The following is a 26,262-nucleotide window of genomic DNA, read 5'->3' as shown; positions in this document are numbered from 1 at the left end:
AAATCGTCGCGGGCCGGAGGCGGCTGCGCGCCGCCAATCCGTCCCCTGTCCGTATCCCATCGTAGGCAATGGTGGGAATACTGTAGGGCCAAGGTGACCAGGATCAAAGGATGCACAGCGACTGCACAGGAACTTTAGGGGCCTTAGGTATCCCTGGGCTTGGGCCGCATCCGCCATATGCGGCTGCCTGCGGCTACTCTTTTACCCGTGCAGCAGCAAACCGCGGGGTGGGACCCCGCAACCAGCCTTTCCGAGCAGGCACCCGGCGTGTATTTCGCTGAAGGGCCGGCGTCCAACTGGATAGTGGTGCGGGACGGCACGGGATTCATCCTCATTGACAGCGGATATCCCGATGACCGCCGCCACGTCATCGCGTCGCTGCGCCACCTGGGCCTGGAACCTGCGGACGCCCTTGCCCTGCTGGTCACGCACGGCCACGTGGACCATACCGGCTCCGCGGCATTCTTTTCCGAGTCCTTCGGGACCCCTGTCCTGTGCGCTCCCGCGGAGTTGGCGCATGTGCAGGGGAAGGAGAAGCACCAAGTCACCCTGGGCCAGGTCCTCAGGCGAGCGTGGCGGCCGCGTGTGTTCCGCTGGATGGTGCACGCCATCAGGGCAGGCGCGCTGGCGGCCAGGCCCGCGACGCAGGCGGAGGCCTGGGACGACGCCACACTCAAAGCCCTGCCGGGCAGCCCTGTTGCCATCTCCGTGCCCGGGCATACGCCCGGCAATGCAGCAATCCTTCTTCCGGCTGCGGGTGCCATCGCCGTTGGAGATTCGTTTGTCAGCGGCCACCCGATCAGCCGGACGTCCGGTCCGCAGATGCTGCACGCGATGTATCACTCAGACCGGGCCGCGGCGCTGGCCTCCGTGCGGACCCTGGCCGGCGTTGACGCCCCGGTTGTCCTGCCCGGCCACGGGCCGGCCCTTCGCATCCAGCTGGACGAAGCGGTAGCCGGCCTGGTCAGCCAGGCCGGCCCGGCAAGTCCGGGCAGGCGCCGTAAGTAAGGCCGCATCCGGGCATCCCGGTCCCGGAAGGGGCCCAGGGGCACAAGCTAGAACTTTCCGTACCGTGCCCGGGCCATGGAGTACACCCCGTAACAGATGAGCCCTGCGGCGATGGCGCCCAGCAGGAACACCCCATAAGGCTGCGAGCCCAGGGTCTTCAGCCCGCCGTCCAGGCCGGAGGACTTGGAAGGGTCGGCAGTTGCGGCCGCCACGATGATCAGCACGCCAACGACGGCGAGCACCACGCCTTTGGCTGCGTAACCGACTGTTCCGAGCCACTTGACGGCAGTCCGGGCGTTGCCCGGGTCCTGCAGGTCCTTCATGAACTTCCGGGTGATGCCCCGGTAGGCGTAATAGACGCCGGCGCCGATGATTGCCAGCCCCACCGCGATCACAAGAACCACGCCTGCGGGCGCTCCCATGAGCTTTGCCGTGAAGTCACTGGCCGACTGGCTGGAGTTCTTGCTGCCCCCGGAGGCGAAGACGGCGAAGGTGAAGGCCAGGAAACCGAAGACCACGGCCTTTCCCCCGGCGCTGGCGGCAGCCTTCAGCTTCTTCTTGGAGTCTGTCTCGGAGCGCGCCCCAATAAACGCCTCACTGAGCATCCACAGGGCAAGCGCAGCGCAGGCCACCGCCCCGACCCACAGCAGGATGCCGCCGCCGGGCTTGGAAGCCAGGGATCCGATCGCCCCGGACTGGTCGGCTTCACCACCCTGGCCCCGGTCCACCTGCAAGGCGATGGCTCCGATCAGGATGTGGACCAAACCGATGAAGACAAATCCGGCACGGGCCAGAATACGGACCGCGGGGCTGCGGCTCGCCGACGCGGCCTCGGATACTGCCTTGTTCGCTCCCTGCGACGCGTTGCCCATGGCCGGCCCTTCCTCAATATGTAGTTGGTCTTCTGTCCCCGGTCGGCGTCCCCCGCCTGCCTGCGTCACGGAATGCTTTAGTGTAAATCCGTCCGCGCTGTCCCGACAGGTCCCCTCAAGTTCCGGCCAGGCACGGTTGGCCACTACAGTCGAAGCGGTGCATGCCAAACAGAACGCTGAGCAACTGACCTCGCTGGACCTCCCGGGTTTTACGGCCGACCAGGCCGAAGACGGCTTCGTCCGGGTGCGGGGCGCCCGGGAGAACAACCTGCGCAACGTCAGCGTGGATGTGCCGCGGGATGCCATTGTGGCGTTCACCGGAGTATCGGGCTCCGGCAAGTCGTCCCTGGCCTTTGGCACGATCTACGCCGAGGCACAGCGCCGGTTCTTCGAGTCCGTCGCGCCATATGCCCGCCGGCTCATCCAGCAGGGCCACAACCCCAAGGTGGAGCAGATCACCGGGCTGCCGCCCGCCGTCGCCCTCCAACAGCGCCGGGGCACCGCCACTTCCCGGTCCACGGCAGGGACCGTCACCACGCTCTCCAATTCGCTGCGCATGCTGTTCTCCCGCGCCGGCAGCTATCCCGCCGGAGCTCCCCCGTTGGACTCGGACGCTTTCTCCCCCAACACCGCGGCAGGCGCCTGCCCGGAATGCCATGGTCTTGGCACCGCCCACACCGTCACTGAGGCATCACTGGTTCCGGATCCGTCGCTGAGCATCCGCGACGGCGCGATCGCCGCCTGGCCCGGCGCCTGGCAGGGCAAGAACCTGCGGGACATCCTGGCCCACCTGGGCTACGACGTCGACACCCCCTGGCGGGAACTGCCGAAAAAGGACCGCGACTGGATCCTGTTCACCGAGGAACAGCCCGTGGTGGAAGTGACGCCGCAGCGGGACCGCGTGGCCAAGCCGTACAAGGGCCGGTTCTGGAGCGCCCGGAGCTACGTGATGCACACACTGCTCGATTCCAAGAGCCCCGCCATGCGGGAGAAGGTGCTGCGCTTCATGGAAACCGGACCGTGCCCGCGGTGCGGCGGAACGGGGCTTCGGCCCGAGGCCCTTGCGGTGACCTTCGCCGGGCACACCATCGCCGGGCTCAATGCCGTGCCCATGACCGAACTGGCGGAGATCATCCGCCCCACCACCCTGCTGGCCACGGCAGGGACGGCATCGCGGAAGCAGTCATCCGAATCCAACGAAGTGGCCGTGGCCATCACCCGGGACCTGCTGCAGCGCATCAGCGTGCTGTTGGATCTTGGCCTGGGCTACCTGGCGCTGGGCCGGGCCACGCCAACGCTCTCGCCGGGCGAGATGCAGCGGCTCCGGATTGCCACCCAGCTCCGGTCCGGGCTGTTCGGGGTGATCTATGTGCTGGACGAACCGTCGGCCGGCCTGCACCCCGCCGACGCCGAACCGCTCCTGGCTGTCCTGGACCGGTTGAAATCGTCCGGAAACTCCGTGTTCGTGGTGGAACACAACATGGATGTGGTCCGGCGTGCCGACTGGCTGGTGGATGTTGGTCCCCGGGCCGGAGAAGACGGCGGGCAGGTGCTCTACAGCGGGCCCGTTGAGGGCCTCGACGCCGTGGCAGGGTCGGTGACCCGGCCGTTCCTGTTCCCAAACGGTTCAGCAGGGTCAATGGACGACGGCGGCGCCGCCAGGGGTGCGCCGCGGAAACCCTCCGGGTGGCTGGACCTGCGCGGCATCAACCGGCACAACCTGCGGAACCTGGACGTGGCCTTTCCGCTTGGTGTCCTGACAGCCGTCACCGGCGTATCCGGCTCGGGAAAGTCCACCCTGGTCAGCAAGGTCCTGGCGGACGTCGCCGGCACGTCCGGGCAAGCCGGCGAAGACAACCTTGAACCAGGTGACGAGCCCGGCGCGGACCGTGACGAAGAGGGTGTGGGCAGTGTGGGGCGGGTGTCCGGGCTGGAGCGGATCGACCGCACGGTAAAGGTGGACCAGAAGCCGATCGGCCGCACGCCCCGCTCCAACCTGGCAACATATACAGGCCTCTTCGATGCCGTCCGCAAGGAGTTCGCTGCCACCGGCGCTGCCAGGAGCCGGGGTTTCGGGCCCGGACGTTTTTCCTTCAACGTGGCCGGCGGACGGTGTGAAACATGCCAGGGCGAGGGCTTCGTCGCGGTGGAGCTGCTCTTCCTCCCCGGCAGCTACGGTCCGTGCCCCGAATGCAACGGCTCGCGCTACAACCCCGAAACCCTGGAGGTCACCTACCAGGGCAGGACCATTGCGGACGTGCTGGGAATGACGGTCAATGCCGCCGCCGGTTTCCTGGTGGGGGTTCCCGCCGCCGCGCGGTCCCTGCAGACACTCCAGGAAGTAGGCCTGGGCTACCTTCGCCTGGGCCAGCCCGCCACCGAGCTGTCCGGGGGTGAGGCGCAGCGCATCAAGCTGGCCACCGAGCTGCAGCGCGCCCGCCGCGGCCACACGCTGTACCTGCTGGACGAGCCCACCACGGGACTGCATCCGGCCGATGTCGAACTCCTGATGGCGCAGCTCAACCGCCTGGTGGACGCCGGCAACACCGTGATCGTGGTGGAACACGCCATGGATGTGGTTGCGTCCGCGGACTGGGTAATGGACCTGGGACCGTCCGGAGGCGACGCCGGCGGGAAGCTCGTCGCCGCCGGCCACCCCGCCGCCGTCGCACGTTCAGCCAACAGCCGCACAGCGCCCTACCTGGCAGCCGCCCTCCGGGACCGGAAGGCCGGGGACGGAACGGTAGCGGGCAACGCCCTTGCCCCGGACCGCGCAGAGGCGTAGGACGGAGGAATGCGTTCCCGGCCGGCCATGCCCCCTCACACTGTGCTCCAAGGCAGGGTGGCGGTGGTGACCGGCTCCAGCCGCGGGCTGGGGTTTGCCATGGCCCGGGTGCTGGGCCTGCATGGCGCGGCGGTGGTGCTGGCATCCAGAACGGACGACGGCGTTGCTGCCGCCGTCGGGCGTCTGCGCCTGGAAGGCATCGCGGCGGACGGAAGGCGCTGCGACACCGGCGAGCCGGCGGACGTGGAAGCACTCCGGGACATGGCCCTCAGCCGTGGAACGCTGGACATCTGGGTCAACAACGCCGGCACGCCAGGGGTCTACGGACCGACGGCATCGACGCCCGTGGATGACTTCACACGGGTGGTGCGGACCAACATCCTGGGCACGTTCCACGGCGCCAGGGCGGCCCTGCCGGTGTTCCTGGAGCAAGGCCATGGTGACCTGGTGAACCTCTACGGCCAGGGTGACCGCGGACCCGTGGCGATGCAGAACGCCTACGCGTCGAGCAAACGGTGGGTCCGCCAGTTCACGGAGACGCTGAGGCTGGAAACCAAAGGTACGGGGGTCCGGGTGCACGGCATGAATCCCGGCCTTGTGGAGACGGCCCTCCTGGGAAAGGTCACGTCGCAGGCCGGGTACGAACACCGTCTCGGGGCACTGCAGGTGGTGGTTGGCCTGTGGGGGCAGAGCGCCGACCAGGCCGCACAGCCAATCCTGGACCTTGTGACGTCCGACAAAGCGGAATACCGGTTCCTGACCAGGAGGCGGCTGGTGACCCACGGGCTGCACAACATCCTGGCCGGCCGCCTGCGGCGGACAAACAGGATGCCCCTGGAGGTCACCGTGGTGGACACAGACCGGGAGCCGTGACAGGGCCGCTCCCCCTCCCCGTTCCGCGCCCGCGCGCCGTTAGGGAACCGAGACCTTGCCAATACAGGCTTGTGACGCGGAACACACTATGCTCGACAGCACCATCGGGATCGCGGGAAGAGGCACCATGAGCATCGACACTGAGGTTGGGTCCATCCACAGCACCGGGGATGCAGCGCTGGTCACCGCGGCAGCGAATGCCATCACCACAGCCGTTGCCACCGCCATGCAAAGCGTCCTGGAACGTCACGCAGCCTACAACTGGGTCTGGACCGACGAAATCCGCTGCCGGGGGTGCGGAGCCAGCCTGCCAATACCGTACCTTTCCAGCACACGGGCCAATGCCGACCTCGTCTTCGAGGCCCACCGGTCCGCGGAAGTCGGAACCCTCCTGGCCACGGGTTCGGAGTCCCCGAACCGCCGCTGACCGGTCGCAGCGGCACCCACGGACCGGCACTCTCCTGCCGGACGCCTGGCCGCACCCTTCCGGCATCTGCCAGGCGCCGCCGTCGTACGCCCTTCATCGTTGCTGCAGGCAAATATCGGCCCGGCTCTGGACTCTTGACCGGGGCCCAACGAGACTGGCTACAACAGCTGGCCAGGCGCAGATTCCGAAAGGTCGGACAAATGGCCGGCTGCATTCATTGGGGTTTTACCGTGAAGCGATTTTCGCGGCATTGAAAGGACCTGGCCATGCCGGACTTTGCACCGTTCTTCCCGTTAATTTCCACTGTTTTGGGCGTACTTGTTGCCATTGCCTTCATTTGGGTGGCGACGAAGCTCATGTGGAAGGTGGCTGAACCCAACGAGGCCCTGATCATCTCCGGACTGACCCGGGGAACCCTTGAGACCCGGGCCGGAATGGACTTCAAGATTGTGACCGGCAAAGGCGCCCTGGTCCTTCCCGGCCTCCAGACGGTGCGGACCCTGTCGCTGACACTGAACGAAACCGAGCTCAAGGTTTCCTGCGTGACGTCACAGGGTATCCAGGTCATTGTGGAGGGCGTCGTCATTTACAAAATAGGTGACGCACCGCCGTTCATTGCAAATGCGGCCCGCCGTTTCCTGGGCCAGCAACCCAAAATGGAAAGCCAGGTCTACAACGTCTTTGAGGGCCACCTCCGCTCCATTATCGGCAGCATGACCATGGAGGAGATCATCCGCGAGCGGGACAAGCTTGGGTCCCAGGTCCGCAGCGCCAGCGGAGTGGAGATGGAGAAGCTGGGCCTGGTGGTGGACTCGCTGCAGATCAAGGACCTGCAGGACCCAACCGGCTACATCCAGAACATCGCCAAGCCGCATATTGCGCAGGTAAAGATGGAGGCCCGGATTGCCGAGGCCACCCGCAACCGGGAAGCGGCGGAGAAGGAGGCGGAGGCTGCGGCCCTGATCGCGGACGCGCAGAGCGTTTCGGCAATCCGGCAGTCCGTGGCGCAGGCCAACGCGGAACGCGCCAGGGCGAACGCAGCCCAGGCCGGGCCACTCGCAGAGGCCACGGCCCGGCAGCAGGTGGTGGTCCAGGAAACCGAAGTTGCCAAGCTTGAGGCGGACCGTGAGGAGCAGAAGCTGCAGACCAGTGTCCGCAAACCCGCTGATGCGAAGGCCTACGCCAAACGCACCGATGCTGAAGGCCAGAAGGCGGCGGACATCAGCGCCGCCGAGGCGCTGGCACGCCGCACCGAGCTCGAGGCGCAGGCGAACGCGCGGCGCACGGAACTCCAGGCCCAGGCAAATGCCACCGCAGCTGCCGCCGCAGCCGGAGCAACCAAGGTCACCGGCGAGGCTGAAGCCGCCGCCACCAGGGCCAAAGGCGACGCCGCGGCGTCCGCCATCAAGGCCAAGGCGCTGGCCGAAGCGGACGGCATCAAGGCCCGGGCCGAAGCGCTGGGCACCAACCAGGACGCCGTCATCTCCCAGCAGCTTGCCGAGAACATGCCCGCCATCATCGCCGCTGCAGCCGAGCCCTTCTCCCACGTAGGCAACATGACCGTCCTCAACGGCGGCGAAGGCGTCAACAAGATGCTGGGCGGCATCCTGGCACAGGCGGGCGACTACCTGCCTGCCCTCGCATCAGCGCTCCGGAAGGGCGAAGACACCAAGCGTCCGCCGAAGGCTCCCGGTGCATAGGCCCGCCCATGCGCAAGGACGTTGACCGGAGCCTGACGGGGAAGATCGGCCGGGTGACCGGGCGCATCGGCCCGGGCACCATCGGGGAAGTCATGCTGCCCTACCTCGGCGGCATCATGGCGTTCCACGCCCACCCGTTCGACAAAACCAGCGACTTCCCGGTGGGCAGCGAGGTGCTGGTGATCTACTACGAGCCGCCGCAAACGGTGTATGTGGACGAACTGCCGGACGTGTTAAGGCACGGCGGGTAGTCGCTTCCGCCGTCCTGCCTTCGCGGTCAGGCTACCGCCCGCCCTCCATTTTGCGGCTGCGCTGTTCCTCAGCCATGGGGCCATAGGGATATACGCCTGCCTCGGGCCGGCTGGCCTTGGTGAGCCGGTCCACTTCACCGGCGCTGAGCTGAAGGTCGGCGGCGGCGAGGTTGTCAGCGAGCTGCTCCGTGGTCCGCGCCCCCAGGATCACCGATGTGACAGCCGGGCGGTCCGCCAGCCAGGCCAGGGCCACCTGGGACGGGGTCACGCCATGGGCGTCGGCGATGTCCTGGACAGCGTCGATGACAGCCCACGTTCTTGGGTTCTCGTTGCGCGCCTTCCAGGCCTCCATGCCGCGTTCGGGGTTTTCGCCGAGGCGGGTTGCACCGGAGGGGTGCTGGTCGCGCTTGTACTTGCCGGACAGCCAGCCGCCGCCCAGGGGCGACCACGGCAGCAGTCCGATTCCTGCGTCAAGGGCTGCCGGGACGATCTCGAATTCGATATCGCGGACCAACAGGCTGTACTGGGGCTGCAAACTGACGGGCGGGTTCCATCCGTGGTTGCGTGCAACGTGCACAGCCTTGGTCAGTTGCCAGCCCAGGAAGTTCGAGAAGCCGTAGTAGGCAATTTTGCCGCGGGTCACGGCGTCGTCCAGGAAGCGGAGGGTCTCCTCCAGCGGGGTGATCGGATCCCAGGCGTGCAGCTGGTAGAGGTCGATCTGTTCCACGCCCAGGCGGCGGAGGGAATCATCAAGGGCGCGCGTCAGGCGCCGCCGTGAGGTCCCGACGTCGTTGGGCGCCGTCCCCATGGGAAAGCGCCCCTTGGTGGCGATCACCGCCCTGTCCCTCACGTCGGGGCGGTTGGCGAGCCAGCGGCCGATGACTTCTTCCGACACTCCGGCGCTGTAGACGTCGGCGGTGTCGATGAAGTTGCCGCCCGCTTCGAAATAGCTGTCCAGGATGGCATGGGATGTCTCCTCCGTCGCCTCCGCGCCGAAGGTCATGGTGCCCAGTGCGTAGCTGGTGACAACGGCGCCGCTGTGGCCAAGGGTTCGGTGCTGCATGGTTTGTCCTCGTGATCAGTGGTTGTGGGGCGGAAAGTGGCGGGAGGCCGCGTCCCTGGTCGTGGTACGGATCCGGTACAGGCTTGTGGTTGCGGTGATGTAGAGGTCCTGGCCGTCGGAACCGCCAAAGCACAGGTTCGAGACGGTCTCGGGCACTGTGACGGTGTCCAGGAGTTGGAAGGACGGTGAGTAGATCCTTACGGATGGGCCGGCGGAGGTCCAGATCCTTCCTAGGACGTCGACCCTCAGTCCGTCGGCCGGATACCCGTCTTCAAGTTCGAGCGTGCCCGTCCTGGCGAGGCGGTGCCCCTCATGCACGCTGTAGGCAGCGATGCGCAGCGGAACGCCGTAGCGGGAACCGGCCGTATCCGCGACATAGAGGACCGACTCGTCAGGCGAGAAGGCGAGCCCGTTGGGGTGCACCAGGTCGGTGACGACGGCGGTCAGTGTTCCGGCGGCCGGCTCAAAGCGGAAGACGTGGCAGCCCCCATATTCCTGCTCGCCCTCGTGACCTTCTTTGGTGCCCGGAAGGATGCCGTAGGGCGGGTCAGTGAACCAGATGCTTCCATCGCGGGCGATGACCACGTCATTGGGTGAGTTCAGCCGGTGGCCCTCGAAGGAATCCACCAGGCCCGTCACCGTGCCTTCGCGGTCGCGCTCCACCCGGCGCCGGCCGTGGCTGCACTGCACCACGCTGCCGTCGGCGTCGAGGGTGCGGCCGTTGGTGAACTCAACGCCCACCGCGTAGTCCCGGGTGGTCCCGGTGGCGGGGTTGAACTCAAGGATGCGGTCGTTAGGGATGTCGCTCCACCGAACGGTTTTCGACGACGGCACCCACACGGGGCCCTCTGACCAGACCGAACCCGTGAAAAGGCACTCAAGCCGGCCCGTGGTTAGTTCGTCAGCCAATGGAGCTCCTTTGCATTCCAGGTACCTGCCGCCGAGTTGGCCGGCAAGGTGGACGGCGCCCTGGTCCGGGGGCACGGATCCACAGGCCCGAACTTACCCTAGCCCCGGCCCTGGGTCTGCGGGACGCGCAGGCTGCCGTACCTTTCCATCCGGTGCCAGCGAAGGTGCACTCCGGCCACTGCTGTGACAACAGCCTGGATGACCACCAGGTACATAAGCTGCCGGTAGACGAACTGCTGCAGGGGAAGCGTCCAGAGCGGGCCCGGCCGTTCCCTGTCGAGCCGGAACGCGTAAGCAGCCATAAGCAACTGGACCGCCAGGAAGACGAGCCACAGCAGCCCGATCCGCAACGGGTCAAGGAAGATCAGGCCGTACAGGGCAAAAACATCGACGACGGGCGCGAAGAGGGGAAGCAGTACCTGGAGGACAAACAGGTAGCCGAGTCCGCGGCGGCCGAGCTTTCCGGCCGGCCCTTTTTGCAGCACAGCCCCCCGGTGCTTCCACATTGCCTGGAGGGTGCCGTAGCACCAGCGGTACCGCTGGCGCCACAGGGCGCCGATGGTTGCGGGCGCCTCCGTCCAGGCCCTGGCGTCCTCCTGGTACACCACGCGCCAGCCGTCCCGGCACAGCGCCATGGTCAGGTCGGTGTCCTCGGCGAGCGTGTCATCGCTGACACCGCCGACGTTGCGGAGGGCCTCGATCCGGAAGGCTCCAATTGCCCCGGGAACGGTGGGCATGCATTCGGCGACGTCGAACAGCCTGCGGTCGAGGTTGAACCCGACGACATACTCGATGTGCTGCCACGCACCCAGGATGCCTCCCCGGTTGGCCACCTTGGTGTTGCCGGAAATCGCCCCCACGCGGGGGTCTGCGAAGGGCTGGATGAGGGCGCGGACCGTATCCGGTTCGAAGACGGTGTCACCGTCCACCATGACAACAAGATCGTGGCTCGCCGCATGGATCCCGGCGTTAAGGGCGGAAGGTTTGCCGCCGTTCTCCTTGCGGATGACGGTTACGCCGGGCAGGCCGAGAGCCTCCACGATGTCGGCCGTGCCGTCGATTGAGCCGTCGTCCACCACGATGACTTCCACCGGATGCGTGGAGGCAAGGATGGACCGGACCGCGGCTTCGATTCCTGCGGACTCGTTGTAGGCGGGGACAACCACCGTGGCCGGTTCGGTAACCGCCGGCCCCACCCTCACGTCGATGCGGCGCCTGCCGCGCCCAGCCCTGGGGAGGCGCCGCGCTGCGCGGCTATGGCGGGCAGCGAAGAACATCACCAGGACGGCGCGCACAAGAGTCACGGCACCAGCGGCAACGAGTCCCCAGGAGATGGCGGTGACAACGAAGTCACTGAGGCGGATGCCCCACACGAACGCAGAGCCGCGAATCTGTTCCATGCCGGAGGCGGGGCGCATGCTGTCAACGCCCACCGCATCCCCCACCGTGGTGACGCGGTACCCCTGCCCGGAGAAACGTGAGAGGGCGGAGTCCAGCGCGGCGACGGTCTGTTCCCTGTCACCGCCCCCGTCATGCATGAGAACCACCTGCCCCTGCGGCCCGGACGGCGCGAGATTGTCCTCGATCGCTCCGGCGCCCGGCATTTGCCAGTCCTTGCTGTCCATGCTGCTCAGCACGGTGAGGTATCCGTCATCCGCCAGCCCCCGCAGAGCGGACCACATGCTGTCCGTAACGGCCTCGTTGCCTGAGGTGTAGGGCGGCCGCAGCAGGGAGGCTGCCTGGCCGGTGATCCCCACAATCGCGTCCTGTCCGCCCTGCACCTCCAGTTCCCGGCGCCAATCTGGAGCTGCGCCGAGGTCTGTGTGCGTCAGCGTGTGGACGCCTACTTCATGGCCTTCGGCCACGATGCGGCGTAGAAGTTCAGGGTGGTCCACTGCAGCGGAGCCCACAACGAAGAAGGTTGCATGGACATGGTGTTCCCGAAGGACGTCGAGGATGCGGGGCGTCCACACGGGGTCCGGGCCGTCGTCGAACGTCAGGGCGACCGTCCGGTCCGGCGGCCTGACGGACGTTACGGTCCCGCCACGGGAATCCAGCACCGGGCCACCGTGGGAAACGGCATCCGGGACATTCCCGGATGCCTGGTTCACGGGCACCTGGTCCACGCCGGCACCGCCCAGGTGGTGCAGGTATCCCTGCACCGCCAAAGCCAGCCCCAGCGCCATCAAGGTGGCCAGGAGGACGAACCAATGGGCCCTGACATTCGCGGGCACATTGCTCTTTGCATTTCTGGTGCCCTTGTTCCGGAGGGTCATGTTACTGGCGGGAAGGGGCCGACGGCCGCGTTGCCTGGCCCGGCGCAACACCGCTGGACCCCGGCGCAACACCGCTGGTACCCGGGGCCGTCCCGCTGGAGCCGGGGGCGGTTCCAGCGGCACCGGGAGCCGTCCCGCTCAGTCCGGGTTGAGTGGACGCAGCAGGAACCGGAGCAGAAACAGGGGCGGAAGTCGCGACGGCGGTACCGCCCACCGGGGGTGCGGCCGGTGCGGCGGCCAGGGCCACCGGCACTGCCGCCGGGGACTGCTCAACGGGCGGAGCGGCGGGGCCGGACAAGGCTGCGGCAGTGTGGGAATCAGCCGCTGGTGAAGACGGCGGAATTGACGGCTGGTCGTGGGGGCCTGCCGCGGCGGGCAGGGGCAGGAAGGGCGCGGAGACCCCGGAGCCGCCAATGAACGCGGCAAGCACCAGGACGACGTATCCGGCCACCAGCCCGAGAACCCCCAGGCCAATCAGCTGGACCCGCCGGAGGCGCCGTCCTGAGGCATCAACAAAAACGGGTCCGCGCGGGGAACCTGCGGGCAGCTGATCGGAAGTCTTCTCAGGGGCTTTCATCGAGCATCAACCTTAGGGGACCCGGATTGGCTACCACAAAACCCGGGCCCCCGGCCCCTGGCCAACGGCGGGGTGGAAATCCAGGGGCGGGCCGTCACCATTCCACCCCGGCGCCGGCAAAGGCGGGCACCACTTTGGCCGGTCAAAACGAAAACGGCGTTCGAGTGCCACAACCATGGCATTGGTGTCGGATAGAATCCCCTCTCGGCGAGTCCCACTCGCCTCGATACCCGCTAAAGGGCGGAGGTTGACAGCAGAATACAAGGGGAAGCAATGAGGCATGCCGCGGCTAAGGTCCGGGCGCACGGCACCAACGGCTCCGGGGCCAGACGGGACATCCAGGGCCTCCGCGCACTGGCCGTTGGGATCGTCGTCATCTACCATCTTCGGCCTGAAGCCCTCCCGGGCGGGTTCGTAGGAGTCGACGTGTTCTTCGTCGTCTCGGGCTTCCTCATCATCGGCTCCCTTGCCAGGGAAGCGTCAAAGAACGCGTCAATCTCCGTTCCCGAGTTCTACGCACGGCGCATCCGCCGCCTCTTTCCGGCGTCGGCCGTTGTTTTGGTTGCAGTCCTGGCCGGGGCAATGCTGCTGCTTGCCCAAAGCCGCTGGCAGAACATCTCCTCCGATGTCCTGTTCTCGCTGCTCCAGGTACAAAACTGGCATCAGGCCCTGTCCGCAGTCTCATACGCCGGCGCAACGCAGGAAGTGTCTCCCCTTCAGCACTTCTGGTCCCTTGCCGTCGAGGAGCAGTTCTACCTCGTCATCCCGTTCTTCTTCCTTGGCCTGATCTCCGCGGCGCTCGCCACAGGCAAGCCGCCCGGCCGCTTCATCGTCCCGGCGTTGTCCGTGACTGCCCTGGCGTCGTTCGTCTACAGCATCTACCTGAGCGGCCATGAACACACCCTCGCGTACTTTGCCACGACGACGAGGATCTGGGAACTCGCCGTCGGCGGGCTCGCCGCTCTCCTGCCGGCACTGCCGAAACCGTCCGGCCGGCTTGCAGCGGTCAGCGGGTGGCTGGGCGTCTCTGCCATCGTCGTCCCCGCTTTTCTCTTCAGTACTGATATTGCCTTCCCCGGCAGCATCGCCGGCATCCCAGTACTCGGGACCGCCATCCTCTTGCGCACTGGCCCTCCAGCAGCAGCCGTTCCGTGGTCCGCTTCCAGGTTCCTTGCCATCCGGCCCATGACGCTCGTCGGAGACGTGTCGTATTCCCTGTATCTGTGGCACTGGCCCGTCATCGTTTTCGCTGTCGCGCTGTTGGGCCGCACGCCACGCATCAGGGAAGCGCTGCTCCTCGCCCTGCTCAGTCTTGTCCTCGCCGTAGCCTCCTACCACCTGGTGGAACAGCGCTTCCGGCACCGCTCAGGGCATGCTGGCTGGAGCGTTTACCGCCGGACTTACGCGATGGCGCTGTGCGGCGCGATGGTGGTGTCCGTTGCAGCGTGGGCGCCGTGGCAGGTAATTGAGATTAAGCGCGCACAACTGTCGACCGAACTGTCGGACCACGATTACCCCGGCGCCCAGGCTTGGTCCACCCGCCCCGCGCCGGTACCTGCCGGCCTCCCCATCCGCCCTGATCCCTCGGTCGCCATGCAGGATGTACCTGCCACCAGCGCCGGGGCCTGCGGCGTTTACGACCCCGCCGTGGTGCCTGACACTGATTGCTGGTTCGGTTCGGTGGCACAGCAGGATGCGCCTGTTGTTGTGGTTGTCGGGGATTCACACGCCGGCCAGTTTGTTGACCCCCTCATTGCCGTATCCCGGAAGATCCCGCTGAGAATCCACGCCCTGGTGCGGAACGGCTGCCCGTTTGCCTTGACTCCGCCGCGGTCCGAGACCACCCTCTACGCCAACTGTTCGAACCAAAATTCCATAACAGCCGAAAGAATCGCGGCAGGAAGACCGGACCTCGTCCTGGTTGCCGGGATGCGCGAGTCCGGTTATAAAAAGGCTCTTGGGTGGTCCTGGGCGCCGGATGCCCCGCTTGTCGAGGGTTATGTTCAGACCCTTTCCCGGCTGCGTGCTGCGGGACTGCGGGTCGCGGTCGTCGCGGACCTGCCGTATCCACAGGGCAACCCGGTGGAATGCATTCAAAAGTATGCCGACCACGGCGCTTGCGCCACGCCTGCCTCGGAGGCCCTTGCGGGCGGGGATGACGCGCTTGTTGGGGCGGCCCGCCGGGTTGGAGGCATTGAAATTGTTGACCTCTCCAGGCTCTTTTGCCGGGACGGCCTTTGCCCGGCTGTCATCGGGAACGTCTTGGTCTATCGGGACAACCACATGACCAATACCTTCGCGAAGTCACTGGGACCGGACCTCGCCGTCGCCTTACGCCTGGGGTAGGTGTCTGTTGCGGTTCCGGCAATCCCACAGACGGCGGCGGGGCCCGCTGCCAGCCAGACTTCAATAGCGGCCAGGGATTTCGACGGCGGGACTGATGACCCAGGCGCAGGCTTTGGTTAGGATCAAGGTTCCACGCTCAGTCGTTTGAGGCCTTGGCGCCCGCCGTGCCCCCGGGAGCGCCAAGGAGGCAGAGAGGCCACCATGGACGTCACACAGGCTGCTGAATATCCGCTCGATCCCTTTCCCCACTACGAACAAATGCGTGCAGCCGCTCCTGTCTTCCAGGACGGCCAATCGGGGAGCTGGCACGTGTTCCGGTATGACGATGTTCAGCGGGTGCTGTCCGAGCACGCTACGTTCTCATCCCGCATGGGCGGTGAAAATCCGTCCGGCTCCGGCCAGCTCTTCGCCTCAAGCCTCATCACCGCCGATCCCCCGAGGCACCGGCAGCTGCGCTCCCTGGTGACACAGGCTTTCACGCCAAAGGCCGTTGACGCGCTGGCGCCACGTATCGCCGACCTCACGGACGAACTCCTGGAGGGGATCGCGGCCCGCGGGAGCGGCGACCTGATCAAGGAATTGGCGTACCCGCTGCCGGTCATCGTGATTTCCGAGCTCATGGGCATCCCGGCGGAGGACCGCGAGCGTTTCAAGCAATGGTCCGACGTGATTGTCAGCCAAACCCGCACTGGCCCGGCCAGCGACGGGCAGGACGCAACCGCCTCAGAGATGATCGAATACTTCCTGGCCCTCATCGACCAACGCAGGAGCCGCCCCGGCAGGGACCTGATCAGCAGCCTGCTGTCTGCCGAGATTGACGGCCAAAAGCTCACGGTCCCTGAACTGCTCGGCTTCTGCAGCCTGCTGCTCGTCGCCGGCAATGAGACCACCACCAACCTGATCGGCAACGCCGTTCTATGTTTGTCTGAGTCGCCGGGCTCTCTCGAGCGTGTCCTTAAGGAGCCGGCCCTGCTTCCCCAAACCCTCGAAGAGGTACTGCGGTTCCGGTCGCCGGTCCAGTCCATGTACCGGGTGACGGTGGCCGAGACGATTTTGGGCGATCAGCGAATCCCGGCCGGGGCACCGGTTGTTGCCTGGATCGGGTCCGCCAACCGCGACGGGCAGCAATTCGAGCGGCCGGCGGAGTTCGACATTGACCGCAACCCCAACCGTCATCTGGCGTTCGGCCACGGCATCCACTTTTGCCTCGGCGCGCTTCTTGCCCGGCTGGAGGCCAGGATTGCGCTGGAGGCACTGCTGGCCCGCTTGCCTGGGCTCTCCTTGGCTCATGAAGCGCAACTGGAGCGGATGGAAAGCACCATCGTTTACGGACTGAAGGCACTTCCCGTCAGGTGGCAGCCTGCCTGACGCACGGACGGCCGAGTCCACGGGGAGACCCCGTATGCACCTGAAGCCGGCACTGCGACCGCCAGCCGCCCGGCATCATTCGGGGGTGCCCGTTTCTGCGGCGTAAGCGGTCGCCTGGGCCCGCACCTGACGGATGTAGGCATCGGACTGGTTGTAGGAGTGGATGGCGTCTGCCCACCCCTGCGGGGTTGTGAGGTCCCGGCCGTGGGCGCACAAATATGTGGCCGCGCTGAGGGCGGCGTCGTCGATGTTGGACGGGTCCGCTGTTCCGTCCCCGTTCCCGTCCCTTCCTGCAAGCCGCCACGTGGAGGGAATGAACTGCATCGGCCCCACCGCGTGGTCCCACCGGGCGTCGTCGTCAAGGGCGCCGCCATCCGTATCCGCGATGGCGGCGAATCCATCGCCGTTAAGGCTTGGTCCCACGATGGGCCCGCTCGCATGGCCGTTGCTGTCCAGGCGGCCGCCGCCATAGGTTCCATGGGCTGATTCGACGAAGCCGACAGCAGCCAGAGTATTCCAGCCGATTCGACACATCGGGGTGGCGTCATTGGCGGTGGCGGCGGCACCAACGTAGGCCCGCAGGGCCCGGGCAGGGATACCGGTCTGGGTGGAAGCCTCCAGCAGCCACTGGGCGTCCGGGCTGCGTGTTACGTTGACGGCGGTGTCGATGCCGGCGGGGCCGAGTGCGAAAGTTGCCCCTGCCCGCGGCGGTGCGGAAAAGGCCACCCGGGCGTCCGCGCCTGGCTGCCGGATGAGCCAGAAGGAGACAGCAGTGCTGATGCAAACGACAAACAGGCTGAAAACAACAAAGCGTTTTACACGGAGCACTGACTAATCAAACCATCAACCGCGAGGGCTGAATGACGAGCCGGTTCCCAACCCACCATGCAGCGCCCGGGAACATCGTCGGATCCATCTTCTTCAGCACGCAGTATCGGTACCATCAGGCATGGGCAGGAAGAACTACCTCATCGAAGGCGGCTCGGGAACCGGCAAGACCGCTGTCTGCGACGAGTTGCGCCGGCGCGGTTATCACGCAATCAACGGTGACCGCGAACTGGCCTATCAAGGCGATCCTGAGACCGGTGAACCACTCGCCGGCATCACCGGCGTCTCCGTGCACCATCACCATCTCTGGAGGGTGGACGACGTGAAGGCCCTCACCGAAGACCGGCGGGAGGCGGTGACGTTCTTCTGCGGCGGATCCAGGAATCTCTCAAAGTTCATTGAGCTTTTTGACGCGGTGTTCGTTCTTGAGGTGGACCTCGAAACGCTTCGCCGGCGGCTTGATGCGCGCCCAAAGGACGAGTGGGGAGGGCGCCAGGCTGAACGGAAGCTCATAGAACGCCTTCACGGAACACGGGAAGAAATCCCGTCCGGTGCCATTGCGATCGACGCTACTGCACCACTCCAGAGCGTGGTGGATGACATCCTCCACAGGACCGGAACAGGTTCCGGGAGCTAAGCAGGCGGTTTACGAAACCTGCGCGCGATGGTTGTCTGCAAGGACGGCAAGGTCGCGGATCAGGCGCTGTACCTCATGTTCCCGCCTGCTGGAACGCGAGGTCTGTTGAACCGTGCCGGGTCTTGCCAAGGGCCCCACAGGTGGAGCGGGCACCGGCCGCGTCACCGTATGTTCGTCCTTGGCGGCCGGCGGATTGCTTGTGCTCATGCGGCCCCCCTTGGCCTGGTCAATTGGGGGACTGTCCCCCAAGTCGTAGCTGTACGGCCACTTTAGGAAGCCCTGCGGCCACGGGGAAGATATTTTGTCCACTACAGGGATTTATTGTTTCAATCTTGAGCTTGGCTTCATTGTCGGCTGTCGACCAAGAACCCCCACGGCCTCCCGCCGCGAAGGTGCTGCCAGTGACCGGACCATTGCCTTGAACCGCGGGCATGGCGACCATGGAAAGGTGGGAATGAAGGACAGGCAGCGTGGTCTTGCTTTCACCCTTTGCTTGCCGACTGTGGCCTGGGGAACCGCCGGCTGCGCGTATGGGTACAAAGAGACTGTGCAGAGTCCCATGGCGAGCCCGTCCCCAGTCGCTGATTCCCCTGCCCCCTACGTTGACCCCGCTCGTCCTGGAGCGCGAGGTGGGAAACTATGCTGAGCTGGACCGGCTTCTTAAGGCAGTACCCGGGCCTGCGCTCCTTTTCGAGGAGGGACCCCTGGATGGCCCCGTCAGGGGGTTTGGCACGATGGCGAAGGTGCCGGCGGCTGGGCTGTACACCGTCACCGTAGCCTGCGTGGGTGGTTCCGGCGCTGTGGTCTCCGTGGGGCAGGAGCATCCCGGCGCCCCCTTTCAGCCGGTGGCGCTGTGCCTGAAGTGCGCAGGGGCCACGTCCAGGGTCCTCCCACTTGAGCAGGGGTACGTTTTTGCGCATCTGGTGCTGCCCGTTCCGGGCGATACGCCGTGGACAGGGGCGGTGGGCGGAGTACGTGTCACCGGTCCCGGCGCGTCATCGTTGGGCCCGTCACCGGATTCTTTGTTGGACTCCTCCAAAATCGAGTCGCCCAGGGAGAACTAGCGTCTGCTGTGAGGCATATTCCATGTAGACGCAAAGGACCAATTAATGACCATCCAGGCAAACCTTCCCAGCGCCGGCAGCACCGGGACCACCGCGGGCGGAGGCTGCGCAATCCTGGAAACCGCCGGCCGGCAGGTTCTCGGGGACGGCATCGGCCTGAACCAGGCCCAGCTCGAAGAGGTCCTCCGGCTCCCGGATGAGGCACTTCCAAGCGCCCTTGAATTGGCCCACCAGGTACGGCTCCGCCACTGCGGGGAGGAAGTGGAGGTAGAGGGCATTATCTCCATCAAGACCGGCGGCTGCCCGGAGGACTGCCATTTCTGCAGCCAGTCCGGTCTCTTTGACTCCCCCGTCCGTGGCGTGTGGCTGGATATCCCGGAACTGGTCAAGGCCGCCAAGGAGACAGCCGCCACCGGGGCCACGGAGTTCTGCATCGTCGCTGCCGTCCGGGGGCCCGACATCAAGTTGATGAACCAGATCAAGTTCGCCATCGACCGCATCACCCAGGAAGTGGACATCAACATCGCCTGCTCGCTGGGCATGCTGACGCAGCGCCAAGTGGACCAGCTCAAGGAGTGGGGGGTGCACCGCTACAACCACAACCTGGAAACGGCACGCAGCTACTTCCCCGAAGTCGTCACCACCCACACCTATGAGGAACGGCTGCAGACCTGCGCCATGGTCAAGGACGCCGGCATGGAACTGTGCTGCGGCGCCCTTATCGGAATGGGTGAAAGCCTGGAGCAGAGGGCTGAACTGGCCGCCCAGCTCGCAGCCCTGGAACCCCACGAAGTGCCGCTCAACTTCCTCAATCCCCGGCCTGGAACCCCGCTGGAGAACCAAGGCATCATGGACGGCAAGGACGCCCTCCGCGCCATCGCCGCCTTCCGCCTGGCCATGCCCCGCACCGTTCTTCGGTACGCCGGCGGCCGCGAACTCACCCTCGGCGACCTCGGCACCCGCGATGGCCTGCTCGGGGGCATCAACGCCGTCATCGTGGGCAACTACCTCACCACCCTCGGCCGCCCTGCCACCGCAGACCTGAACCTGCTCGTGGACCTCAACATGCCCATCAAGGAACTTCAGAAAACGCTGTGAAGAGAGCTTTTCCCTCCATGCATTCGGCCGCCGGGAACTTTTGCGGGCACTGCGGCAAGGCGTTCGACGGCGGCAACCACCCGCCGTCGAACGCCCACCAACGCTGCGGCGAACGCATGGCAATGGAACCGCCGCGGTACTGCGCCGCCTGCGGGCGCCGGATGAAAGTACAGGTGACGCCGCTTGGCTGGACAGCGGAGTGTTCCCGGCACGGCGTGGTGGTGGCCTGAGCCGGGGGCTTCGCCCACGTCTATTGACTATGGTGTGGCACCGCGCTATACCTCAACTAAGTCCAGCAGCAGGCCCCGCTTCAGCTCAGCCGGAGGCCGCTGTGACATCACCCCTATCGCCCACCCGCTGCAGGATCCTGCGCGTCAGCAGCCACCCCGGACCCCACCATGGCATGGGACCGCCCGTGGTGCGTCCGGGTACAGAGGCACCACGCCAATGACCCCGTTCTTTACGTGAACCAGCAAACCCCTGCTTCCTGAGGAAGTGCCGCAGTGGACACGATTCCGACAGTGCTCCTTGTCATCGGCGTTGCGTTCGCCTGGATCGGCCTGACCGTCCTCGTGATCGTCCATCTTCGCCGCCGAAGGAACGGATCCACCCTGGTGGCATCAGCGCCGTCTACCACGGTCCACCTTCATGCAAGGCCATGGCACAGCCGCATGCGCCGAAACCGTGCCGCTCCACACCCCCGGAGGGTAAGCCTGCGGCGGGCACGTGGCCGAGGCAATACCCCCCACATCTGATCACTGTCTCGAAAGCAGCGCCACGCTGGACCCATGCATACTGAAAGCACCGCCATGGTCCCAGGCACCAAATCGCCATCAAGGAAGATCAGCCGTGTACCGCCTTCTTCGCTTTGCAGGCCCCGGCAAAGTAGAGATCATCGAGAGCCAGAGCGTTGCCCTCCAGCCCGGAGAGGTTCGGGTCCGCACCCTGTTTTCGGGTATCTCGGCCGGGACCGAGATGACCGCGTACCGGGGCACTAATCCCTACCTGACCTCCGTATGGAATCCCGGGATCCGCCTGTTCCAGCAGGATCTACGTGAACCGCGGCTTGGCTACCCCCTGGACGGGTGGGGATACTCGGAGGTCGGAGAGGTCGTGGAGGTTGCTGCCGTGCCCGACCCGGTCGATGAGGGGAAGGACGCCGGCCGGCCTGTCAAAGTCGGAGACACCGTCTGGGGCATTTGGGGGCACCAGTCCGAGGCTATCCTGCCGGCAAAAACCGTGGCCGGTCACCAACTGCCCGAGGGCATGGACCCGCTCGCTGCCGTATTTGTGCGGGTGGGAGCGATAGCCCTGAACGCCGTCCTGGCAGCTGACCTGGGGGTGGGTTCGACGGTTGCCATTTTTGGCCAGGGCGTCATCGGCCTGCTGGCCACCCGCTTCGCCGTTTTGAACGGCGCGACGGTGATCGCAGTTGACGGAATCAGGGTGCGCCAAAACAAGGCACTCGCTTGGGGTGCGGAGGAAGCCTTGGCGCCGGACCCGGATCCCGCAGCCCGGATTCGCGAACTTACCGGCGGCATGGGGTGCGATTGCGCCATTGAACTCAGCGGGAACTACCGCGCCCTCCACGAGGCCACGCGGGCCGTGGGTGCCGATGGCACAGTGGTTGCTGCCGGCTTTTACCAGGGCGGCGCGGCACCTCTCCGCCTGGGAGAAGAGTTCCACCACAACCGGGTCCAGATACTCGCCTCGCAAATCGGTTCGGTCCCAAACCGGCTGCGCACCCGGTGGAGCGTTCCCCGCCTGGAACAGACAGTGATCGCTTCGATCGCGTCCGGCGCCCTGGATACAGCCTCGCTGGTGACCCACCGGTTCGACATCGCAGATGCTGCCAAGGCCTACGAGCTGTTGGATAACAATCCCGAGTCTGCCCTTCAGACAGTTTTGGAGTTCCGATGATCCCGCTCACCGTACAAGAGCAGCACCTGCCCGGTAGCTGCCTGGAGGAGAAATTTGAGAGAGCCGTTGCCTGGGGCTTCGACGGAATTGAGCTCCGCGCCCAAGGCGACCTGGGTTTCCAGAACCGTCTGTCCGAGCTTCGGCGCGCACGGAAGAACGGAGTGGTCATGCCCACCGTATGCGTGGACATGCTTCACTTCATCGGAGACTTTGACGAGGCCCTCCGTCGGGACGCCGTGGTTCAACTTCGATCCCAGCTAAGTGTCATGGCCGAGCTGGGGGGCCGGGGCGCCGTAACCCCGGCCTCGTACGGCATGTTTTCAAAACGCCTTCCCCCGTTCATTCCGCCGCGAACCCAGGAGGAGGACACGGCCGTGCTTGTTGATGTTCTCGGTCAACTTGGAGTGCACGCCGCGCGCGAAGGCGTAGAACTCTATCTGGAACCCTTAAACCGGTACGAAGACCACATGGTCAACACACTCGCCCAGGGCGTGGAACTGCTGCGGAAAGTCGGACTCGGTTCGGTCAAGCTTGCCGCAGACACCTATCACATGAACATTGAAGAAGCAGATCCCGCAGCGGCACTGGAGGCAGCGGGCGCTTTCGTCGGCCACGTCCAGGCCAGCGACTCCAATCGACTGGAACCGGGCGCCGGCCACATCGACTGGGCTCCGATCGGCGCCGCCCTCAAGGCCATGGGGTACCAGGGAACAGTGGCCCTCGAGTCCCGGCTTTCCGGTCCCCCTGAACTGGTCCTGCCCCGGGTCCCGGAACTGCTCAGACGCTTCCTCTGAGACGCTGGCCTTCCGGGGGATAATCCATCGGTGGCCGGCGCCTTTGTAGAACGATGCTTTCTTGCCGCCGCTGAACGCCCTCCTACATCCGTCCCGAGGCAAGATCTGCGTCGACATTCGCATCCGCACCGCTCATGTCCTGCGAACTGTCCGAACGCACCGTCTCTTCCTTGGACGCCTGCATTGAGCGCCAGACTGCTGCCCCGGCCGCCAACGCTACGAGCCCTGCGATCCACCACCACATCCGGAAGGCCGGCTGCCGGGACCTCACCGGGCCGCGTCTCTTGGCTCGTCCGGCCGGTTTCGGGCCAACGCGCTTAAGCTGTCCCTGGACCCGTGGCGTCAGTGTCTCCACACCCCCGGCAAGCTCATCGGCCAACCGGCGCAACAGCGCCTGGAGGCGGGGAGAAGCGGTCTCGATGCCTGCATCCAGCCCAGCCACCGCCCGCTGAAGCGCAGCCTGCACACCAGGCGTGGCCCATTCCCTGCCTCTGGCCAGCTGGCCCATGAGGTTCTCGGAGAGATGATGGACCCGCTCGGTTTCAGTCATTGCTGCTCTGCGCATGGATGCCTCCTTGATGTAATGGATGACGACAGACTAGGGCGCGGAGAAGTGCCCAAACAGGGTCTTTGGAACCAAGACAGGTCTCCGGGGCGTCCCGGCGCTCCAGAGGTACAGGGTGCCATGACCAAAGCCCCTACTCCGCCATTGCCTGCACTATCACGCTGGGAGTTGGGGGTAGCAGCTCCCGGGTCACCGGCGGGCGCGCGTTTGGTCAGGCAGGAGGGTCCCCATGACAACGCAACCACAGCCCGGAGTGCCGCTCGTTTCGGGCGCCGCCGGCAAGGGGTTCTCCTCGTTCACGAGGCGCCATCCCTTGCCTGTTTTCTACCTCCTCGCATTTTTCATCTCCTGGGGCGGAATGGTTGCCATTCTCAGTGCAGGGCACCTAACCGTAACCTGGGCCGCGGCGGCGCTCCCGGCAGGGCCCGCCGCAGCCGGCGTTTCCCTTACCGCCCTTCTATACGGCCGAACAGGGCTTCGGGAACTCGGGACCCGGCTGCGCCAATGGCGGGTGGGCCCCCGGTGGTACCTTTTCGCCCTTCTTACTGGCCCGATCGTCATGGCTACGACGGCGGCCATGGTCTCGATGATGTTTCCGGGTTACTACGCGGGCACGACCACACTGGAGGGGACAGCGGCCATTATCCTGGGCGGCCTCCTGGTCGGGCTCGCGGTCGGCATCCTGGAAGAGCTTGGCTGGACGGGCTTTGCCCTGCCCAGACTCCGTAGGCGTTACGGCATTCTTTTGACTGGCCTCATCATGGCCCTGCTGTGGGGAACCTGGCACTACCCGATGTTCGCGGACAGCACTGACCCTTCAGGAGCTATACCAAACGCGGTTATCGTGGCGGTGTTCCTGTTTGCCTGGCTGCCCCCATTCCGGGTGCTGATGGTGTGGGTCTACGACCGGACAGGGAGCCTCCCGCTGGCGATGCTCATGCACGCGCCGCTTTCGGCAGGGGCGTTCATCAACTCTTTCATGGCATCAGGTACGGCGACCGGAATGGCGGTCCTGATGCCGGCACTGCTTTGGGGTGCTGCATTCTGGACGATTGTTGCGGTTGTCTTCCTCGTCAAAGCCCGTCGACTTCGGGACGCAAACCCTTAGCGCACCACCTTGCGGTGGCCTGCGTCCAACCGCTGGGTCCACCCCCGCGAATCGAGGTGTTCCAGCAGTGGAACCGCTATCCGGCGCGTCGTTCCGAGGGCTTGGCGCGCCTGGCTGGTGGTAAAGGGCTGCTCCAGGCCGGCTAGGGTTCGCATCGCAAGGGCCGGCGCCGTTGGCAGCAGCACCACGCCGTCACGCAGCCTCAGCAGGCGGCCCGAGCGTTCTGCAGCAGCCAGCTCCCGCGTGCCCAAACCCAGCGCGGCCAGCTCCTCGGATTCCGGGGCCTGGAACGTATGCGTGGTGAGCCTGCGCTCCAGCTCGGCAATTGCCGGTTCGATGGGGCCAAGGTGGCCCCGGCTGCCGGGCAGCCGGATGTGGCCTGCGTCCTGTTCCAGGGCGGCCCCACGGATGACATGGGAAAGCAGCTTCTCGTCGGGCAGGCGAAGCAGGTTGCGGGCTGCCCCCATGGAAAGGCCCGGCGCCAAGGGATCGGATTCCTGCAGCGCCTGGACTGCGTTGCGAAGCTGGTGCTGCCAGGCCTCAAGGACAGGAGCGTGCACCCACCAGTCGTCGATGACCTGCACGCCGGACGGCCCTTCCGGGTCCTGCCCGGACAACAGCCCGAGCCGGCGCAGATGCTCCACCTGCACGGCTTTGCGGGCTGCCACCTCCCCCAGCACGTCACCCGCCGGGTCCATGCCTGCAAGCCGCTGGGCCCAGTGGGCGCCGTCTCCGCGCCGCCGCAAGGCCGGTGGATCGGCGTCGAGGATGCGTGCCCCGCCCAGCACAGAGCGGCTTCCGGGGTCGCGCAGCACCAGCCGGTCGCCCAGGACGAGAGGCAGGTGCCTGTCGAGGACGAGCCTAGCGTGGTCGGCGCCGAAAGGACGCAGCCTGGCCGGCACGGACGCGGTGCCAACATGGACCATGAGCTGCTCCGGCACATCCGTATACGCCACACCGGTGGTCCGTTGGATGCCCACGACGCCGGTGGTGGGCCAGGCATCGAGGGTGAGCAGCGCATCACCGCGCCGGATGTCCGTGGCGGAAACGTCGCGCAGGTTGAGGGCCACACGGCTGACTGGCGCCACCGAGGGGTACGAGGTGTCGCGGCTTTGCAGGCCGCGGACGACGACGGACCGGGAACCAAGGTGACCAAAGAGGCCCAGCCGGTCCCCCTGGACGATCGTTCCTGCGGCCAGCGTTCCGGTCACCACGGTGCCGGAACCGGTGATCGTGAACGACCGGTCCACCCACAGCCGGACCCGCCCATCTGTGGCGGGTTGGGGCACACTGGCCAGGACGCCGTCGAGCGCTGAACGCAGCTCAGCCAGGCCGGTGCCGTCGATGGCGGACACGGCAACGGCCGGGGCATCCCTCAGACCAGTCCCGGCCAGCTCCACCCGGGTGCGTGCCAGGACGTCCGCCACCCGCTGGCTGGACGCCCGGTCCGCGCGGCTGAGGACCACCACACCGTGCTCGATGCCCAGCGCCGCCACGGCGTCCCGGTGGTCACTCGACTGGGCCTGCCAGCCTTCGTCGGCGGCGACGACGAAACACACCACCGGCGCGGGTCCGATGCCGGCAAGCATGTTGCCCAGGAAACGCTCGTGGCCGGGGACGTCGACGAACGCAACGTCCTGCCCGGACGGCAACGTGGTCCAGGCGTAACCCAGGTCGATGGTCAGCCCGCGGCGCCGTTCTTCTTCCCAGCGGTCCGGCTCCATGCCGGTAAGGGCGCGGACAAGGGTGCTCTTGCCGGAATCGACGTGACCGGCCGTGGCAACGACGTGCAC

General features: G+C 66.1%; 24 protein-coding genes. 15 read left to right on the top strand and 9 right to left on the bottom strand.

The window, feature by feature from the left end; translation table 11 throughout:
* The first annotated feature begins 207 nt into the window (after nt 1–207).
* The gene (locus tag LDO86_RS09385; RefSeq protein ID WP_051081423.1) at nt 208–1,008 is read left to right on the top strand and encodes an MBL fold metallo-hydrolase; all 801 of its coding nucleotides are present in this window, start codon (nt 208–210) and stop codon (nt 1,006–1,008) included.
* Between the two features lie 47 nt (nt 1,009–1,055).
* Here the strand turns inward: LDO86_RS09385 and LDO86_RS09380 are convergent, their stop codons facing one another.
* Nucleotides 1,056–1,880 carry a DUF1206 domain-containing protein gene (locus LDO86_RS09380; protein WP_018771000.1) on the bottom strand — a complete coding sequence of 275 codons (825 nt, stop codon included), beginning with the start codon at nt 1,878–1,880 and terminating at the stop codon, nt 1,056–1,058.
* A 184-nt stretch (nt 1,881–2,064) separates the two neighbouring features.
* On the opposite strand from LDO86_RS09380, the gene LDO86_RS09375 reads away from it, so the two are divergent.
* The 5 genes from LDO86_RS09375 to LDO86_RS09355 all read left to right on the top strand — a co-directional run bounded on the left by LDO86_RS09375 (nt 2,065) and on the right by LDO86_RS09355 (nt 7,916).
* Entirely contained in the window at nt 2,065–4,665 is a 2,601-nt protein-coding gene (locus tag LDO86_RS09375) for an excinuclease ABC subunit UvrA (RefSeq protein ID WP_051081426.1), read from the top strand.
* 66 nt (nt 4,666–4,731) lie between these two features.
* A complete protein-coding gene (locus LDO86_RS09370) occupies nt 4,732–5,538 on the top strand; it encodes an SDR family oxidoreductase (RefSeq protein WP_231377450.1) in 807 nt (268 codons plus the stop codon).
* Nucleotides 5,539–5,665: 127 nt separating this feature from the next.
* On the top strand, nt 5,666–5,965 hold the full coding sequence (locus LDO86_RS09365; protein WP_043425306.1) for a hypothetical protein: 300 nt from the start codon (nt 5,666–5,668) through the stop codon (nt 5,963–5,965).
* A 266-nt stretch (nt 5,966–6,231) separates the two neighbouring features.
* Nucleotides 6,232–7,665, top strand: a complete 1,434-nt coding sequence (locus LDO86_RS09360) for a flotillin family protein (protein WP_018771004.1) — start codon at nt 6,232–6,234, stop codon at nt 7,663–7,665.
* Between the two features lie 8 nt (nt 7,666–7,673).
* A complete protein-coding gene (locus LDO86_RS09355; protein ID WP_018771005.1) occupies nt 7,674–7,916 on the top strand; it encodes a hypothetical protein in 243 nt (80 codons plus the stop codon).
* A gap of 31 nt (nt 7,917–7,947) precedes the next feature.
* Here LDO86_RS09355 and LDO86_RS09350 read toward each other — a convergent pair whose 3' ends face one another.
* From LDO86_RS09350 to LDO86_RS09335, 4 genes are all read right to left on the bottom strand, one after another.
* Nucleotides 7,948–8,979, bottom strand: coding sequence for an aldo/keto reductase (locus LDO86_RS09350; RefSeq protein WP_018771006.1), 1,032 nt, complete (start codon nt 8,977–8,979; stop codon nt 7,948–7,950).
* A 15-nt stretch (nt 8,980–8,994) separates the two neighbouring features.
* Complete coding sequence (locus LDO86_RS09345; RefSeq protein WP_018771007.1) at nt 8,995–9,888, bottom strand: SMP-30/gluconolactonase/LRE family protein; 894 nt, start codon at nt 9,886–9,888, stop codon at nt 8,995–8,997.
* A gap of 98 nt (nt 9,889–9,986) precedes the next feature.
* Nucleotides 9,987–12,122 carry a bifunctional polysaccharide deacetylase/glycosyltransferase family 2 protein gene (locus tag LDO86_RS09340; protein WP_196804780.1) on the bottom strand — a complete coding sequence of 712 codons (2,136 nt, stop codon included), beginning with the start codon at nt 12,120–12,122 and terminating at the stop codon, nt 9,987–9,989.
* Between the two features lie 43 nt (nt 12,123–12,165).
* A complete protein-coding gene (locus LDO86_RS09335) occupies nt 12,166–12,741 on the bottom strand; it encodes a hypothetical protein (protein WP_018771009.1) in 576 nt (191 codons plus the stop codon).
* 273 nt (nt 12,742–13,014) lie between these two features.
* Here LDO86_RS09335 and LDO86_RS09330 point away from each other — a divergent pair, with 273 nt between their 5' ends.
* Entirely contained in the window at nt 13,015–15,087 is a 2,073-nt protein-coding gene (locus LDO86_RS09330; RefSeq protein WP_018771010.1) for an acyltransferase family protein, read from the top strand.
* Between the two features lie 201 nt (nt 15,088–15,288).
* Nucleotides 15,289–16,455: a cytochrome P450 gene (locus LDO86_RS09325; RefSeq protein WP_224084452.1), complete on the top strand. Its 1,167-nt coding sequence runs from the start codon at nt 15,289–15,291 to the stop codon at nt 16,453–16,455.
* 75 nt (nt 16,456–16,530) lie between these two features.
* On the opposite strand, the gene LDO86_RS09320 is transcribed toward LDO86_RS09325, so the two are convergent.
* Nucleotides 16,531–17,283, bottom strand: a complete 753-nt coding sequence (locus tag LDO86_RS09320) for a lytic murein transglycosylase (protein ID WP_018771012.1) — start codon at nt 17,281–17,283, stop codon at nt 16,531–16,533.
* A gap of 121 nt (nt 17,284–17,404) precedes the next feature.
* On the opposite strand from LDO86_RS09320, the gene LDO86_RS09315 reads away from it, so the two are divergent.
* Entirely contained in the window at nt 17,405–17,920 is a 516-nt protein-coding gene (locus tag LDO86_RS09315; protein WP_018771013.1) for a hypothetical protein, read from the top strand.
* Nucleotides 17,921–17,929: 9 nt separating this feature from the next.
* On the opposite strand, the gene LDO86_RS09310 is transcribed toward LDO86_RS09315, so the two are convergent.
* Complete coding sequence (locus tag LDO86_RS09310; RefSeq protein WP_156400190.1) at nt 17,930–18,127, bottom strand: hypothetical protein; 198 nt, start codon at nt 18,125–18,127, stop codon at nt 17,930–17,932.
* A gap of 422 nt (nt 18,128–18,549) precedes the next feature.
* Here LDO86_RS09310 and LDO86_RS09305 point away from each other — a divergent pair, with 422 nt between their 5' ends.
* The 5 genes from LDO86_RS09305 (at nt 18,550) to LDO86_RS09285 (ending at nt 22,796) form a co-directional block, all read left to right on the top strand.
* The gene (locus LDO86_RS09305; RefSeq protein WP_224084451.1) at nt 18,550–18,984 is read left to right on the top strand and encodes a hypothetical protein; all 435 of its coding nucleotides are present in this window, start codon (nt 18,550–18,552) and stop codon (nt 18,982–18,984) included.
* Between the two features lie 45 nt (nt 18,985–19,029).
* Entirely contained in the window at nt 19,030–20,082 is a 1,053-nt protein-coding gene (bioB, locus tag LDO86_RS09300; protein ID WP_224084450.1) for a biotin synthase BioB, read from the top strand.
* Entirely contained in the window at nt 20,079–20,312 is a 234-nt protein-coding gene (locus LDO86_RS09295) for a hypothetical protein (RefSeq protein WP_224084449.1), read from the top strand. The genes bioB and LDO86_RS09295 overlap by 4 nt, the downstream gene beginning before the upstream one ends.
* 619 nt (nt 20,313–20,931) lie before the next feature.
* Nucleotides 20,932–22,002, top strand: coding sequence for a zinc-binding alcohol dehydrogenase (locus LDO86_RS09290; RefSeq protein ID WP_224084448.1), 1,071 nt, complete (start codon nt 20,932–20,934; stop codon nt 22,000–22,002).
* Entirely contained in the window at nt 21,999–22,796 is a 798-nt protein-coding gene (locus LDO86_RS09285) for a sugar phosphate isomerase/epimerase family protein (RefSeq protein WP_224084447.1), read from the top strand. The genes LDO86_RS09290 and LDO86_RS09285 overlap by 4 nt, the downstream gene beginning before the upstream one ends.
* A gap of 82 nt (nt 22,797–22,878) precedes the next feature.
* On the opposite strand, the gene LDO86_RS09280 is transcribed toward LDO86_RS09285, so the two are convergent.
* Nucleotides 22,879–23,361, bottom strand: coding sequence for a hypothetical protein (locus tag LDO86_RS09280; RefSeq protein WP_018771018.1), 483 nt, complete (start codon nt 23,359–23,361; stop codon nt 22,879–22,881).
* A gap of 577 nt (nt 23,362–23,938) precedes the next feature.
* Here LDO86_RS09280 and LDO86_RS09275 point away from each other — a divergent pair.
* Nucleotides 23,939–24,469: a CPBP family intramembrane glutamic endopeptidase gene (locus LDO86_RS09275; protein WP_224084446.1), complete on the top strand. Its 531-nt coding sequence runs from the start codon at nt 23,939–23,941 to the stop codon at nt 24,467–24,469.
* Here the strand turns inward: LDO86_RS09275 and selB are convergent.
* Nucleotides 24,466–26,262: a selenocysteine-specific translation elongation factor gene (gene selB / locus LDO86_RS09270; protein ID WP_224084445.1), complete on the bottom strand. Its 1,797-nt coding sequence runs from the start codon at nt 26,260–26,262 to the stop codon at nt 24,466–24,468. The two genes, LDO86_RS09275 and selB, sit on opposite strands and share 4 nt — an antisense overlap.

The organism is Arthrobacter sp. StoSoilB19 (assembly GCF_019977275.1).
Taxonomy (GTDB): domain Bacteria; phylum Actinomycetota; class Actinomycetes; order Actinomycetales; family Micrococcaceae; genus Arthrobacter.
This window is presented reverse-complemented; position numbering and strand designations above follow the sequence as displayed.